Here is a 14,821-nt window from a genome sequence, read left to right as displayed (position 1 = left end):
GATCAATTTAAGTATTTAGCAATGAAATGTTTAATTTTAATAATATGGCCCAGATTATGTTGAAATTTTACCGAGATAAAAGGGGAAAACTTATACAAACAAAAAGATTAGATAAAGAAAGGAGTATAATCAATGAGCGCTCTTTCAGTCATTTCTTTTTTAACGACGGCCAGTTTTCTTACGCTTATGCCAGGACCGGATAACCTATTTGTTTTGGCGCAAAGCATAGCGAAAGGGTAGAAAGCAGGGATTACGGCTCTCGGCCTTTTTTGAGGGCTTCTTGTACATATCACAGCTGCTACAATCGGTATTTCCGCCGTCATCTATCAATCGTCTGTCGCATTTGCCATCATTAAATATGCAAGAGCCTTGTATCTATTGTACTTAGCGTATAAATCATTCCGCGATACAGGCTCTAATTTTTCTGTGGAAAAAAGAGATTCATTAAGCTACAAAGCACTTTATCAAAAAGGGATTGTCATGAATGTTTTAAACCCAAAGGTTTCTTTGTTTTTTCTTGCCCTGTTTCCACAATTTATCGATTATGCAACAGGACGTGTGCCGCTGCAGATGGTTATGTACGGATTTATTTTCCTGATTCAGGCTTTCGTTCTTTTTATGCTAATCAGTGTATTTGCTGGAGCAATTGGAGAATTCTTACGCAAAAGTTCATCTTTATCCCGGAAAATGAATCTTATACAGGGCGCTATTTTTACTTTGATCGGTATCAAAATAGCTTTTAGTCATAAATGAGGGGTGACGTATAAAGCCCGAGAGCGGCCGGCGCCTATGCCTGCCGCTCACAGGAGAGAAGATATGGGACAATATTTGACTGTGTTAACTGGAACGAGTCGATGATGAAACGACTATATACGAGTCGTTAAAGCTGCGCTAACTCTCGCTGAACAGGGGAGTAAAAAAGGAGAAGGAAAAGTGGTGAATAAATGGGGGATTAAAAATAGCCACTTTGTTCCTGATAAGCTACAATTGGTTTAGTATATTTATTTTGGCTGTTGGAGGATTAAAGATGTATAGAAGCAGAGAATTACAAGAGTTTATGCTGCAAAAAGCTCGTCAATTAACAGAAGACTGGTACGACTCTTTAGATAAAAGTGATCCTACAGGTGTTTATAGTAATACAGATCCTCAGGCTGTGCAGGTACTAAAAGAGCAAAACTATGAATTTCATATACAGTTTTGCCGTTTGTTTGTTCAAGAGGAGCCTGCTTTCTTGAAAGAGATGGAGAAATGGGTGTTAAAAGTAGCTTCAGATGAACAACACTTAGTAACGCCTGTTCATTTTATTGTAAGGGAATTTTTTAGAACTCGTGATCAGTATTTAACTTTTATTCAGGATTTTGCGCAGGATAACCATGAAAGGTGCTCACAAGATACCATCCAGATGTGGAACCAGCAAATTACTGTTGCAATTGATAAAATTGTTATTTGGTATATGGAAAAATATCATGAATTTGCATCGAAGAGGCTGCAGAGCCAGCAGGAAATGATTAATGAAATAAGTTCGCCGGTCATCAGCCTTAGTCAAAATGTAGCCCTGCTCCCCCTGGTAGGAGATATTGATACAACAAGAGCAAAATACATACTTGAACAAACACTTGAGCAGTGTCATGAAAAAAATGTGAATCAGCTTTTAATCGATTTGTCAGGAGTAGTTGTGGTGGATACCATGGTAGCCCAGCAGCTTTTCCAGCTGGTAGAGGCATTAGGGTTGATTGGCGTAAAAACATCTTTATCAGGGATTCGACCTGAAATAGCCCAGACAGCTGTTCAGCTTGGTATAAATTTTGATCAAATTTCTATTTCAGCTAATTTATCAAGTACAATTCATGCAGCCATATTATAATTTTTTACTTTTCTAGATAATCGATGTATATTATGAGGTGATTTTAAACCCAGTTAGATATAAACTGGGTTTTTTGATTTTAAAGAGCCGCGGATGGGCTTTTCATTATACTGATGATGTTTTAGTATTCGGGGGAAAAAGATGCCTGAGGCCAGATTCTGAATCTTTGGGAATGAAAGATAGCAAGTTCTTATCTACGATCATACCAACGACAAAAAAACACTAAATGAGATTATTTGTACCAATTCTTTAACAGAGGCAACCAAATAATTCTGAACTTCAGAAAGCCCCGGCTTTATTTAAGTAATATTGTCGTTCGTATTTTACGACCCAGCCTGGGTTTTGCGTGCTGCATTTTGAGTTGATAAGTTTTTCAAGGTCTCACCAGGCATTGTCACACGGTATGGATTAATCCAGACATGCAGCTCCATGCCACGGCTATGCGCCTCCGTAATCATAATTTAACCAGGGCTTGTCCCTCGCTTCTTCCCTGTAATATAAGCGGAACACGGTGCCAGCTTAGACGGGTACAGTACATCGCTTGTCGGCTTTACCTGATAAATCACGGCATTAAACTTGCTGGCCTTTAATTGATCGAGCGTCTGCCGTATCCAGGTTGTATATTGTGTTTTATTCATGCCTGCCTTTATATCAATGTTCTGAGCCGATGCAATCCATACTTGCCCGAATTTCTCTTTTAGGTGCTGTAGTATTTGAAGCATAGGAAAGCAAAGGAACCAAAGACATACATAAAACAAACATTAAAATCCAAATGAACCAGCTGCCTTTATCCATTCTCCATTTTCTTTTACTTGCGGTATAAATCATTAGTTATTTAACTACAATCTTCGCGGTGAAGGGAGCTGACAGGCTGATTCTATCTTTTTTTTAAATAAGTGAGACAATAAAGTAACATCAATCAACGTTAGAAGGACGGGAATAGATTATGAAGCAGACTTTTACGATCAAAAAGGTGGAAGGAGAGCAAGCTGGAAAGGTAATTGACTTTGTAATGAGTATGCGACAAGATCTTTTTCCTATGCTGTCTCCTAAACAGCTTCCGGCTGACCTTCTTCATTTTGACCGGCACTACCAGCACTCGGAAAAATCTTTTTTTCTCGCTGCTTTTGCAGAAGATGATACTGTATTGGGCACGATCGGTATTTGTCCGTACGATGGTCGATTCGATCAATTGAGCGGCTGTTATGACCTATCAGCAACTGCCGAAGTAGTAAAATGCTACATAAACCCTAATCGACGACGTTTAGGTCTGGGTACGGCTCTATTCCAGGAAGCAGCCCGTCTTAGCATTAAAGCCGGATACCGGACACTATATCTGCATACACATCCTTTTCTGTCTGAAGCTCTTCCATTCTGGAAAGCCAAAGGGTTTGAAGAGCGGTTAAGAGAAGCAGACCCAGTATGGGGCACTATACATATGGATAAGCCATTGTAAAACGAGTAAAAAAAGCGCAGCTTAGCGGCTGCGTTTTTTTGTTGCTCTTTACCTGCCCCTTTATATAGCCATCAAAAATATGCTGATTACACTTTGTTTTTTTTCCATACTCTCTCACAAAAACCAGAAAAAACGCAAAAAATAAGAGAAAAGAACGGACTTATTTTTTTAACGAAAGGGTATACGGTACGTATGACTGAAAAGAAAGTGGGTGAAAAACGTATGAGGTCAAAAAGCGGATAAATAAAAATGAAATATTTTCTTAAAGCAAGCAGGATCATATTGCCTGTTTTTGTTGAGGAAGAGGGGGAGTCAGCATTTATGTTTAAAAAAAACAGTTTAAATAAAGATCGGTACGGCTACTACTTTGTTGCTCCGTTTTTCCTGAGTTTTTTTATTTTTGGCCTGGGACCGATTTTATATTCATTTTACTTAAGCTTTACAAGCTGGAGCGGATTCGAGGAGCCAGTTTTTGTTGGACTAGCCAATTACGAGCGCCTGATTCACGATGAAGTTTTTTACCAATCTATCCTGAATACCTTAATCATTTGGATCTTCTCTATCATTCCTCAGCTTTCGATTGCCCTTATCTTAGCACTCGTTTTGCATGAGAAGTTCATTAAAGGCAGTCATTTCTTTCATGCCATTTTTTATTTTCCAAACATCATTACTCCAGTCACCCTTGGTGTTATGTTTGCCCTTCTTTTTGATTGGCAAACCGGAAGTATTAATAAAATTTTGGAATACATAGGCATTGTTGATGAGCCAGTCAATTGGATGAATGACCCATGGATGGCCCGTGCCATTGTAGCGCTGGCTATTATGTTTCAAAACTTTGGATTTAACATGCTCGTATTTTTGGCCGGTCTTCAGGCAATTTCAAAGGATTTGTATGAAGCAGCTGAAGTTGATGGAGCCTCAAGACTACAAATTGCTCTGAACATTACGATTCCTTTAATGAGACCGGTCATTATTTTTACTTTGATTACTTCTGTAATTGGCGGTCTTCAAATTTTTGATGCGCCATTAATGCTTGGAAAAGGGCCGGATAACTCTACGCTTACTATGATCATGAACTTATATGAGACGGCTTTTGTACGGTACGATTACGGATACGGGGCCACTATTGCTTACGGAGCTTTCGTCGTCATTGCACTTGCTACCATTATTACTTTTATGGTTCCAGGGGTACGGAACAAAAAGGAGGTGTGAAAAATGAAAAATGCTGCAGGCACCCTGCCGCCGTACGAAAGAGAATGGAAAAAAACTAAGCGGAAAAGTTTATTCGTCAAAACCATTATCTGGATCTTTTTACTTGTGGCGGCCATTATCTGTTTAATTCCTTTTTACAGCATGATCATTACGTCTACTCATGCAAACGCTGATATCACGAGAAAACTCCTTCTTCTGCCGGGAGATCATTTCCTCAGTAATTATGAAAGGCTGATAGATGTAGTGCCTCTATGGCGCGGTGTGTTTAACAGTTTGTTTATTACCATCGTATCCACTGTTCTTGGCTTGTATTTTTCAGCTTTATCCGGTTATGGATTTTCAAAATACCGATTCAAAGGAAATTCCTTTTTATTCGCGGCTGTTCTGGCTACGATGATGGTTCCGGGCCAGCTGGGCATTATCGGTTATTTCCGTCTGGTAAACGAAATGGGTTTAATTAATACATATTGGCCGCTTATTCTACCATCCATCAGCGATGCTTTTGCTTTATTTTTCTTTAAGCAGGTGGCAGACGGGGCCGTCCCAAAAGAATTACTGGATTCTGCCCGCATTGATGGCTGCGGAGAGCTAAAAACGTTCCACCGCATTGCTTTGCCCCTAATGGCGCCCGCTATCGCCACATTAGGCATCTTTTTATTTATTGGTAAGTGGAATGAATTTCTGCAGCCGATGATTCTGATTTTTGACACAGAACTGCAGACGCTGCCCGTCATGATTGCCAGCGTAAGAAGCCAGTTTAATGTCGATTATGGGGCCCAGTATGTTGGAATCGTTATATCCATTATTCCGGTTCTGATAGTTTTTGCTATTTTTTCAAAGCAGATTATCGGAAACGTGATGTCCGGCGCCATAAAAGAATAAAGAAGGAACAAAATATATAAAGCAGTTTTCTTTAAAATAAAGGGGGAAATGAAAATGAAAAATGTAAAAAGGCTGTATGTATGTTTATTGCTGCTCTTAGCATTCAGTATACTGGGGGCCTGCTCTTCAAACTCAGAAAAGGAAAGCAGCGCTGCTAAAAACGATCCAAATGCAAATGCTTCTGCACCGGAAGATTTTAAAGGCACATTAGAAATTTGGACGTTTTTTGCTGATGTAGAAAAAATGGCTGTAAAGTTTGAAGAAGAATATCCTAATGTTAAGGTAAATGTAAGCGTATTTCCGGGTGACCAATACCAAACGAAGCTGATGAATGCTATTAATACGAAAACAGATGTCCCTGACATTTTTGATTTAGAAAAAGGATATATGGGCAAATTTATGAATCAACCCTTTGTTGCCGACTTGTCTGCTATGGGTGCAGACGACCTTGTAAAAGACTACGTTCCATATGTAAAAGAGCTGGGTACAGGAGAAGACGGATCGATCCGTGCTATTTCGGATCACTCTTCCCCAGGCGCTTTTTGGTACCATAGAGACTTAGCAGAAAAATATCTCGGAACAAGCGATCCCGCAAAGGTATCAGAGATGGTTAGCAGCTGGGATAAAATCATTGCATTGGGCAAGCAGGTAAAAGAAAAAAGCAATGGACAGGTCAGCTTAATCTCTCACTACGGTGATGCGTACAATTCAGAAAAATCCCATCAGGAAATGTGGGTAAAGGAAAATACCTTGAACATTGATCCTGCCTGGGAAACGGTTTTTAACAATATGAAAGCCATAAGAGATGAAAATGTGGATGCGAAGCTTGGATATATGTCAGGCGGCTGGGGTGATGCACTGAATGAAGGTGGCGTCATTATGTTTGCCAATCCAGCATGGGCCGGCTTTATGATCGACAACGAAAACGGAGCAGCAGCAGGAAAATATGGGCTTGCCAAAACACCGAGCGGCTACTTCGAAGGCGGTACATATCGCGCGATATATGAAGGTTCAGAAAACAAAAAGCTAGCTTATGAGTTTCTTGCATTTATTGCGGGAGAAGAATGGCAGCAATATAACTTAGAACAAACAGGAAACATGCCGGCCCTGCAAACGGTTTATGAAAAAAATAAAGATACCTTTACACATGAGTTCTTCGGAGAGCAGAAAATCCTGGATACTTATTATGATCTCGTAATGGATATTCCTGCAGTGAAAGCAACAGAAAACAATGATGAAATTACCACTCTTTGGTATGATGCCGCCTCTGAAGCCATTAACAGCGGTGAATCCTATGAGAAAGCATTAAGTGATTTTAAAGGATTTGTTCAAAATCAATATCCCGACATTGAAGTAAAATAAAAGGTGAAACAGCTGCCGCTTGTGGCAGCTGTTTCACCTTTTAGTAGACAGTTGGATAAAGGGAAAGGAGCAATGGGCAATGAAGGAAGACTGGATAAATGAGCTTTTGGTGTTTTTTGAAAAAATAGCCCGTCTCGCTTATATTAATGTGCTGTGGATCGCATTCACTGTGTTAGGTCTTGTGATTTTTGGTTTTATGCCAGCAACCGCCGCCATGTTTAGCGTACTTAGAGCTCAAATAAGAGGGAAACAAGATACCACTGTCTTTCAGCATTTTTGGAAGGTTTATCGGAAAGAGTTTGTAAAGTCGAATGTATTGGGACTTCTGTTAAGTATACCAGGGTGGATTATTTATATAGATTTGTTTGTGTTCAACTTTGGTTCAACCGCAGGCATGCAAATGCTGCATGCCTGCTTGTATATAGTCGGATTGTTATTTTTAATGGGACTTGCTTTTATTTTTCCGCTGTATGTGCAATATGAATTAAAGACAACCAAATATGTTGGCCTCGCATTTTTACTTGTATTTGCGGCACCTTTTCGAGCGCTTTTACTTTTAATCCTTGGATACGGTATATTTTTCTTCATGTCTAAAATGCCCATACTAATTGTTTTTTTTCTAGGAAGTACAGTCAGCTCCTTGTGGTTGATGATTACACTGCCGGCATTTCAAAAAATAGAGCGTCAACATAGGAGGCCAAACCAAAAGTCTCAACCGATTATCGAGTAAGTAAAAAATCGTTCTGTTAAGATAAAGAGTCCACTACTCTCTGATGGTGGACTTTTCTTTTGTGGAAGAAATTCTTTTTATATGATTATAAAAAAGCCAATATAGAGGTATAACCTATAACGAAGGAAAATTTCGATCTCAACTGCCTTCCCGTTTTTTTAGGTGTGTCTATTTTTATAGATAAATCGATTTTGCGCGGAATCACTAAAACTATATATAAAAATACCGATAGAAAAAATAAGGTACAAAAATAGGGCGTAATATCTATAAAGTGAACGGGGGCGCAGTCATGATTTATACAGAACAGCACATCTCTAAAAGCTATGCAAATCAAGAGAATCAGCAGAAAAATGAAAAAGACATAGAGCAATTAATTGCTCGAAACATTATTCGCCGGAGAAAAAAGCTCGGTCTTACGCAAAAGCAGCTTGCTGATCGGCTGAATACGCAGCAAAGTGTCATGTCAAGAATTGAAACAGGAAACCATAATTTAACCATTGCGAATTTGAAAGGGATTGCCCAAGTTCTCGAAACAGATCTCAGCTCCCTGGTAGCAAAAGAAACAGGACTGACACACAAACGGTACAAACTTGTTAAAAGGTGAAAAGCCGAGTTGGTATTGGCGTATTGAACGAAAAATAGGTGAATGTTTTTCCTTGCTCTTTGTGAAAATCAAGGCAGCCTTTCTTATAAAATGATATAATAAGAGAACAATAGAACAGGTTTTCTCAATGGTGGTCAGCAAAATCCCCTTTATAGAAAGGGGGTGGCGCTGTGACAACATTCGAATCTCTCATGTTTGCAGTTAGTTTTGCAAGCCTTGTTGTAGCGATTTTGTCATTTAACCAAAAAAAATAATCCACCATTGAGTTGAGCGCTCTGGTGGATTATCCCCTTAGACTGCTGACTCCCCATAAGGGAAGCCTGCTATTGGTAGGCCGATTTGATGTTACCAGCATCGAATCGGCTTTTTTAATATAGCTGTTTGTTACCTTCAGTATACACGATTTTTTGAGAAAAGAGAAATGGAATACGCTTTTCTTTTCTTCTGAGTGGAGCATAACTGCTTCGGCAGCTGTGAAAGAGGAAGCTGATCATTTCTACTGCTTTTAATTAAAATAGGACAAGTCAGCTCTTTTATGACTTTTTATACCTCCTGAATATAAAATTTACTCGCAAGCCTGGTTCAATCCGCTATAAGATATATATAGATAATCTGCGAGGGAGGGGAACGATATACATAATGCCTTTTTGAGAAATATCATTTTATTATCCTTATTTATCTCTCTTCTTATTTTCATACAACTTCATCATTATTGGGGTATTGGACTGTGGGCCGCTGCGGCTGTTTTTTGTTTTGCGGCATTTGACCAATCAGCGAAAAGGTTTATGGTCACAACCCTTTTATTTGGAATCGGTTTTTATGTATATCTAATGTCAGCTTCTCAATGGGTGGAACAGTTTCAACCAAGGGAGCTGCAGATCTTGTTTAATAGAGGATCATTGGTTTTCATTTTAATTCCCTTGTTCTGTTTGTCTTTTTTTTCTCATTCTCCTTTTATAAAGCATATGAGAAAACCAAATTGGCAGGAGTCAATTCATTTTCCGTTTATATGGTCAGGGTTTCACCGGACAAGCATCAAAGTCTTTTTAATCATTGCCTTGGTGGTCAATATTGTTTCCCTGGCACCTTTTATGGCTCGAAGCGGCTGGGCTTATTTTGAAGACATCTGGCTTCTATTGATCATTTTTTCTGTTACAAACGCTTTGCTTGAAGAACTCATTTGGAGAGGGGCTCTGCTAAGCCGCTTTTCAGAGCAACTAGGCGAGAAATGGGCCGTTATCGTAACGAGCATAGGCTTTGGCTTGCAGCACTATTCTCTTGGAATTCCATGGGTGGTATGTATAGCTTTTGCGATTGGCGGCGTATTTTATGGAGGCATTACCGTTAAATCAGGAAGCATCATTCCTGCAATGATTTGGCATTTTGTTTTAAATATATTGATGGTTTCAAGTGGTTTCATTCTAAATTAGAGAGACCTTGAGATCTTATCTCGGTGATTTCTGAGCCAACAAGGTTAACATCCAGTACTTGATAATAATTAGTTTAGTACACGTATTTTAAAGGAGAATCATAATGAACGTGGCTGCTACTATTGATAAACTACAAAAAAGATGTATTTACCTACAAGGAAAGAATGTCTCATTTCTCATCCATTCTTGGGGGGCACATCCCAATCATCCAGATAATCCACTTCATAAACACTCCTTTTTTGAGATCTGTTATGTGTTTGACGGAACGGGTCTTTACTTTGAAGACGGTCAAAGCTATCCGCTGCAAAAAGGCGTATTCTTCTGTTCACGCCCTGAAAAACTTCATAGAATTCATAAAGGGAAAAATCTCTCCCTTTTCTGGGTTGGTTTTGAGGTAGATTTATCCTCTTCAACAGAGAAAGGCGTCCATCTCTTTAAATGCCTTTCTCAAATGAAAACCATGCCTATTCAGCGTGCAGAAGATTCACTGTCTTCCCACTTATTAACAACATTAATGAAGCACGGGAGCCTATCCTGCCCAACCGAAATCTTGAATTCACTTAGTCATTCCTTTTTGCTTTCTCTCCAGGTTTTATTTTGTGGAGCTGATGAGAAAGAGGACGAGAGCAATATTAATAATGAAAACAAAGGCCGAATGCTAGTCAACCAGGCTCAATTATTTATTAGAGACAATTTAAACAGGCCTCTTTCAATAACAGATGTAGCGCAGTACCTCCATATATCAACCCGGCACCTGTCGCGCTTATTTACTCACCATTTAGGAGTATCTTACACGGCTTTTATACGCCAAGAACGGATTGACGCGGCAGCAGAGATGCTCCGGATGACGAACTTGGACATTAAAACCATCTCGGAGCAATACTGTTTTTCATCAGTCCATTATTTTACTCGTGTGTTTCAAGAAGAAATGGGCTTAACCCCGGGAAAATACAGAAAACAAGCAAGCCTCTAAAAACACTTTAGAGGTTTTTTGTTTTCTGTATGTCCTTAGATTACAAAAAAACAGTCCTTTCAAGATAAATACTTTGTAAGCGCTTTTCCGTATACTCAAGTTAAGGTAAGCCCTTAACCATTCCAGAAAAAAGGGGGAACATGAAAAGTACTGTCTTTGAGTCTATAGCCTATAAAGGTAAGGGGTACTGAGGGGGATGATGTCTTTCAAATGCAAATAAGAGGACAGGAAACTGCCTAATGCACAAACAGATGAATACCTAAAAACAAGTCAACGTAAATTCTCAAGTGAAAGAGTATCTACTACAACGCAGCCTATGGAGGTGGTTATACATGAGTAATCAAGTGATGAAGAAATCTATCAATCACAAAATGTATTTACAAATTATCATGGTTTCCGCAACATTTGGAGGGCTTCTTTTCGGATATGACACGGGTGTGATCAATGGTGCTTTACCTTTTATGGAAAGACCTGATCAGCTTCATCTCACACCCGTTACAGAAGGCCTTGTGACGAGTTCACTCCTATTAGGCGCAGCATTTGGTGCCTTAATATGCGGAAAATTAGCAGACCGCTATGGACGCCGCAAAATGATTTTAAATCTATCCTTTTTATTCTTACTGGCATCACTGGGTACTGCATTTGCTCCCAATGTTCCCATCATGGTTGTCTTTCGATTTTTACTTGGTCTTGCTGTTGGAGGAGCTTCGTCTATGGTCCCGGCCTTTTTAGCAGAAATGGCACCTCATGAAAAAAGGGGCCGAATGGTTACTATGAATGAATTTATGATTGTGGGCGGGCAGCTGCTGGCTTATGTTTTTAATGCCATTCTTGGTGTTACAATGGCGGATACCGGTCATGTTTGGAGGTACATGCTTGCTCTCTGTGCGGTCCCAGCTGTAATCTTATTTGTCAGTATGCTGGCGGTTCCAGAGAGTCCACGGTGGCTGGCTTCAAAAGGAAAAAATACAGAGGCGCTCCGTGTCCTTAAACAAATACGGAATGATGAACGAGCAAAAGCGGAATTTTATGAAATTGAAACAGCCGTAAAAAAAGATTCAGAGCTTGAAAAAGCCTCTTTGAAAGACTTTTCTGCTCCATGGCTGCGTCGTATCTTGCTTATTGGGATTGGAATTGCCATGGTAAATCAAATTACAGGTGTTAACTCTATCATGTATTATGGGACACAAATTCTTGAAGAATCTGGGTTCGGTACGAAAGCAGCCTTAATCGCGAACATTGCGAATGGACTTATTTCAGTCATTGCAGTCGTAGTAGGTATTTGGCTGGTTGGGAAGGTTAACCGGCGTCCCCTGTTGATCATTGGTTTATCTGGAACTACAACTGCTCTGTTCTTGATTGCTATCTTTTCTATGGTACTAGAGGGATCGGCTGCACTTCCATATGTTGTACTTTCTTTAACCGTTCTGTTCCTTGCGTTTATGCAGGGCTGTGTGGGACCGGTGACATGGTTAGTCATTGCCGAGATATTTCCGCAAAGGTTAAGAGGCCTTGGTTCTGGTATCAGTGTCTTTTTCCTCTGGATTGTCAACTTTATTATTGGTTTTGCGTTTCCAATATTGCTGAGCACTGTAGGTTTATCTGCTACATTCTTTGTTTTTGTCGCTTTAGGCTTATTAGGAATTGGGTTCGTATATAAATTCATGCCCGAAACAAATGGGCGGACACTTGAAGAGCTGGAAGAACATTTCCGTTCACAATCTGATAAAGGTAATAGAAAGGCATCAATTGTTAAAGCTCGATAATTATAACAGTTTATTTCAAAGAATAATTGAAAGCGCTTCTAAATGATGTAGTCTTAGTATAACGAACAAGAGAGGTACTTAATATGGGAATTAAAATTGCAGGGGCACCCTGCTGCTGGGGAGTGGATGATCCGAAAAATCCATATCTTCCGCCATGGGAACGAGTATTATACGAAGCATCACAAGCAGGCTACAAAGGCATTGAACTTGGCCCATACGGATATATTCCAATGGATATTGAGCGGGTACAGACAGAGCTGTCTAAAAACGATTTAAACATCATTGCAGGGACCATTTTTGACGATTTGGTCTCACCCTCTAATTTAAAGAATTTATTGAGCCAGGTAGACGATATCTGTTCTCTAATTACTAAACTTCCACCGTCACCCCAGGAAGAGGGGCAGAAGTTTCCGACTCCTTACCTGGTGATTATTGACTGGGGACATGATGAAAGGGATTATAAGGCCGGCAAGCCGGATGAAGCAGAGCGATTGTCTCCGAATGCCTGGAATACAATGATGACACATATCCAGGCACTTGCCGACCGTGCCTGGATAAAATACGGCGTCCGCTCTGTGATTCATCCTCATGCAGGCGGATACATTGAATTTGAAGATGAAATTAAACGGCTTTTAGAAGATATCCCTTACGAAACAGCCGGTCTTTGTCTCGATACGGGTCATCTTTATTACTCCAAGATGGACCCATACCAGTGGATTCAAGACTATGCAGACCGCTTAGACTACATCCATTTTAAAGATATTAACCTCGATATTTACAATGAAGTGATGGGTGAGCATATCCGCTTCTTTGAAGCATGTGCCAAAGACGTGATGTGCCCGATTGGACAAGGCATCATTGATTACAATTCCATCCACAAGCTGTTAAAAGACATTGGCTACCAGGGTTATATCACAATTGAGCAGGAACGTGATCCCCGCAATGCCGATACGAGTCTGCGGGATGTGAAACAAAGTGTCGACTATTTAAAAAGCGTAGGTTATTAACGAAAATATAGATGAAGGGAAGAGTGACAAATGATTAACGGCGAAAAAGTAATTCAGCAACCAATCCGCTGGGCGATGGTAGGAGGCGGGCGGGGAAGTCAGATCGGTTATATCCACCGCTCAGCTGCACTGCGTGATCACAATTTCGAACTTGTTGCAGGCGCTTTTGATATTGATGCAGATCGCGGCAAAGACGTTGGGATCAAATTGCACGTTTCTCCAGAGCGCTGCTATTCTGATTATAAAATAATGTTTGAAAAAGAAGCAAAACGTGAGGATGGCATTCAAGCGGTTTCTATCGCTACGCCGAATGGCACGCATTATACGATTTCTAAAGCAGCCCTGGAAGCAGGCCTGCATGTGATCTGCGAAAAGCCGCTTTGCTTTACGACGGAAGAAGCATTAGAGCTTGAAGCATTAGCCAAAGCAAAGAACCGTGTTGTCGGAATTACATACGGTTATTCTGGTCACCAAATGATTGAGCAGGCGCGCCAGTTAATCGCAAACGGTGAGTTAGGCCAAATCAGAATTGTGAATATGCAATTTGCCCACGGCTTTCATTCTGGAGAAGTGGAGGAACAAAATGCCAGCACAAAATGGCGTGTCGATCCTAAAATGGCAGGGCCAAGCTATGTACTTGGTGATTTAGGAACACACCCGCTTTTCTTGTCAGAAGTCATGCTGCCAAATATGAAAATCAAAAAGCTAATGTGCACACGCCAAAGCTTTGTCAAAAGCCGTGCGCCGCTTGAGGATAACGCTTACACGATCATGGAATACCAAAATGGCGCAGTAGGCATAGTCTGGTCTTCTGCTGTGAATGCAGGCTCGATGCATGGACAAAAAATACGAGTGATTGGTTCTAAAGCAAGTATTGAATGGTGGGATGAACAGCCGAACCAGCTGCGTTTTGAAGTCCAGGGGCGGCCGGTACAGATTTTAGAGCGCGGAATGGACTACCTGTATCCACAAGCATTAGCAGACGACCGGATTGGCGGCGGCCATCCTGAAGGGTTATTTGAAGCATGGTCGAACCTTTATACGCGTTTTGCTAAAGCAATGACAGCACTGGACAATGAAGATGAGTTGAATGACGTTTGGTATCCAGGAATTGAAGCGGGTGTGGAAGGCGTTCGCTGGGTAGAGAACTGTGTACGCTCTGCGGATAATGGTTCTGTCTGGGTTGACTACCGGCATGAATTAAGCCCATCCAAATAAGAAGAGTAAATCAAAAGCTGCCTGACAGTAAAACGGGACTTCAGGCAGCTTTTTTGCTGCTGTTTTTGGAAATGGGACAGGATAATTATTCATAAAAAGGGATAATTATTCATATTTGCGTAAAATATTTATTTAACACAAAGTTTGATCAAATTTGACCTTTGAGTTGAAAGGACAGAACACGGCTTTCAAGACAAAAGAAGCGAATAGCATAGTGTACGGGCTGCACATTTACTTGAAAGTCTTTTATTAATCATTGTAGAGAACCGGCTGAACACGATTGTGATACAAAATAATCATTTTTCTGCAGAAAAATG

General features: G+C 40.3%; 13 protein-coding genes and 1 pseudogene. 13 read left to right on the top strand and 1 reads right to left on the bottom strand.

The window, feature by feature from the left end; genetic code table 11:
- Window positions 1–132 precede the first annotated feature (132 nt).
- Together VP97_RS17675 and VP97_RS17670 are read left to right on the top strand one after the other, a co-directional pair.
- Window positions 133–753 (top strand): annotated as a pseudogene (locus tag VP97_RS17675) (LysE family translocator).
- Window positions 754–1,027: 274 nt separating this feature from the next.
- Window positions 1,028–1,864: an STAS domain-containing protein gene (locus tag VP97_RS17670; RefSeq protein WP_050183401.1), complete on the top strand. Its 837-nt coding sequence runs from the start codon at window positions 1,028–1,030 to the stop codon at window positions 1,862–1,864.
- A gap of 461 nt (window positions 1,865–2,325) precedes the next feature.
- On the opposite strand, the gene VP97_RS24555 is transcribed toward VP97_RS17670, so the two are convergent.
- Entirely contained in the window at window positions 2,326–2,502 is a 177-nt protein-coding gene (locus VP97_RS24555; protein WP_245629926.1) for a family 10 glycosylhydrolase, read from the bottom strand.
- 308 nt (window positions 2,503–2,810) lie between these two features.
- On the opposite strand from VP97_RS24555, the gene VP97_RS17660 reads away from it, so the two are divergent.
- The 11 genes from VP97_RS17660 to VP97_RS17610 all read left to right on the top strand — a co-directional run bounded on the left by VP97_RS17660 (window position 2,811) and on the right by VP97_RS17610 (window position 14,504).
- Window positions 2,811–3,320 (top strand): GNAT family N-acetyltransferase, encoded by a 510-nt coding sequence (locus VP97_RS17660; RefSeq protein ID WP_050183399.1) that lies wholly within the window; start codon window positions 2,811–2,813, stop codon window positions 3,318–3,320.
- A gap of 321 nt (window positions 3,321–3,641) precedes the next feature.
- Window positions 3,642–4,532: a carbohydrate ABC transporter permease gene (locus VP97_RS17655; protein WP_050183482.1), complete on the top strand. Its 891-nt coding sequence runs from the start codon at window positions 3,642–3,644 to the stop codon at window positions 4,530–4,532.
- 3 nt (window positions 4,533–4,535) lie between these two features.
- Entirely contained in the window at window positions 4,536–5,414 is an 879-nt protein-coding gene (locus tag VP97_RS17650) for a carbohydrate ABC transporter permease (RefSeq protein WP_082220422.1), read from the top strand.
- Window positions 5,415–5,468: 54 nt separating this feature from the next.
- Window positions 5,469–6,776 (top strand): ABC transporter substrate-binding protein, encoded by a 1,308-nt coding sequence (locus tag VP97_RS17645; RefSeq protein ID WP_050183398.1) that lies wholly within the window; start codon window positions 5,469–5,471, stop codon window positions 6,774–6,776.
- Between the two features lie 79 nt (window positions 6,777–6,855).
- Window positions 6,856–7,506, top strand: coding sequence for a YesL family protein (locus VP97_RS17640; RefSeq protein ID WP_050183397.1), 651 nt, complete (start codon window positions 6,856–6,858; stop codon window positions 7,504–7,506).
- Window positions 7,507–7,795: 289 nt separating this feature from the next.
- Window positions 7,796–8,110, top strand: a complete 315-nt coding sequence (locus tag VP97_RS17635; RefSeq protein WP_050183396.1) for a helix-turn-helix domain-containing protein — start codon at window positions 7,796–7,798, stop codon at window positions 8,108–8,110.
- Between the two features lie 647 nt (window positions 8,111–8,757).
- Window positions 8,758–9,540: a CPBP family intramembrane glutamic endopeptidase gene (locus tag VP97_RS17630; protein ID WP_050183395.1), complete on the top strand. Its 783-nt coding sequence runs from the start codon at window positions 8,758–8,760 to the stop codon at window positions 9,538–9,540.
- Between the two features lie 103 nt (window positions 9,541–9,643).
- Window positions 9,644–10,513, top strand: a complete 870-nt coding sequence (locus tag VP97_RS17625) for an AraC family transcriptional regulator (protein ID WP_050183394.1) — start codon at window positions 9,644–9,646, stop codon at window positions 10,511–10,513.
- A gap of 347 nt (window positions 10,514–10,860) precedes the next feature.
- Window positions 10,861–12,279: a sugar porter family MFS transporter gene (locus VP97_RS17620; protein ID WP_050183480.1), complete on the top strand. Its 1,419-nt coding sequence runs from the start codon at window positions 10,861–10,863 to the stop codon at window positions 12,277–12,279.
- Window positions 12,280–12,362: 83 nt separating this feature from the next.
- Window positions 12,363–13,286, top strand: a complete 924-nt coding sequence (locus VP97_RS17615; protein WP_050183393.1) for a sugar phosphate isomerase/epimerase family protein — start codon at window positions 12,363–12,365, stop codon at window positions 13,284–13,286.
- 30 nt (window positions 13,287–13,316) lie between these two features.
- The gene (locus tag VP97_RS17610) at window positions 13,317–14,504 is read left to right on the top strand and encodes a Gfo/Idh/MocA family protein (RefSeq protein WP_050183392.1); all 1,188 of its coding nucleotides are present in this window, start codon (window positions 13,317–13,319) and stop codon (window positions 14,502–14,504) included.
- Window positions 14,505–14,821: the final 317 nt, after the last annotated feature.

The sequence above is a fragment of the Domibacillus robiginosus genome (genome assembly GCF_000966195.1).
Taxonomy (GTDB): Bacteria; Bacillota; Bacilli; order Bacillales; family Domibacillaceae; genus Domibacillus; species Domibacillus robiginosus.
Note: the sequence above shows the minus strand (reverse complement) of the source record. Positions and strands in the feature narration are given on the sequence as shown.

Bases quoted from the DNA above. Each gene is read 5' to 3' on its own strand.
- VP97_RS17645 (WP_050183398.1), top strand. From the start codon at position 5,469: ATGAAAAATGTAAAAAGGCTGTATGTATGTTTATTGCTGCTCTTAGCA.
- VP97_RS17650 (WP_082220422.1), top strand. From the start codon at position 4,536: ATGAAAAATGCTGCAGGCACCCTGCCGCCGTACGAAAGAGAATGGAAA.
- VP97_RS17670 (WP_050183401.1), top strand. From the start codon at position 1,028: ATGTATAGAAGCAGAGAATTACAAGAGTTTATGCTGCAAAAAGCTCGT.
- VP97_RS17625 (WP_050183394.1), top strand. From the start codon at position 9,644: ATGAACGTGGCTGCTACTATTGATAAACTACAAAAAAGATGTATTTAC.
- VP97_RS17620 (WP_050183480.1), top strand. From the start codon at position 10,861: ATGAAGAAATCTATCAATCACAAAATGTATTTACAAATTATCATGGTT.
- VP97_RS17640 (WP_050183397.1), top strand. From the start codon at position 6,856: ATGAAGGAAGACTGGATAAATGAGCTTTTGGTGTTTTTTGAAAAAATA.
- VP97_RS24555 (WP_245629926.1), bottom strand. From the start codon at position 2,502: ATGAATAAAACACAATATACAACCTGGATACGGCAGACGCTCGATCAA.
- VP97_RS17660 (WP_050183399.1), top strand. From the start codon at position 2,811: ATGAAGCAGACTTTTACGATCAAAAAGGTGGAAGGAGAGCAAGCTGGA.
- VP97_RS17615 (WP_050183393.1), top strand. From the start codon at position 12,363: ATGGGAATTAAAATTGCAGGGGCACCCTGCTGCTGGGGAGTGGATGAT.
- VP97_RS17655 (WP_050183482.1), top strand. From the start codon at position 3,642: ATGTTTAAAAAAAACAGTTTAAATAAAGATCGGTACGGCTACTACTTT.
- VP97_RS17635 (WP_050183396.1), top strand. From the start codon at position 7,796: ATGATTTATACAGAACAGCACATCTCTAAAAGCTATGCAAATCAAGAG.
- VP97_RS17610 (WP_050183392.1), top strand. From the start codon at position 13,317: ATGATTAACGGCGAAAAAGTAATTCAGCAACCAATCCGCTGGGCGATG.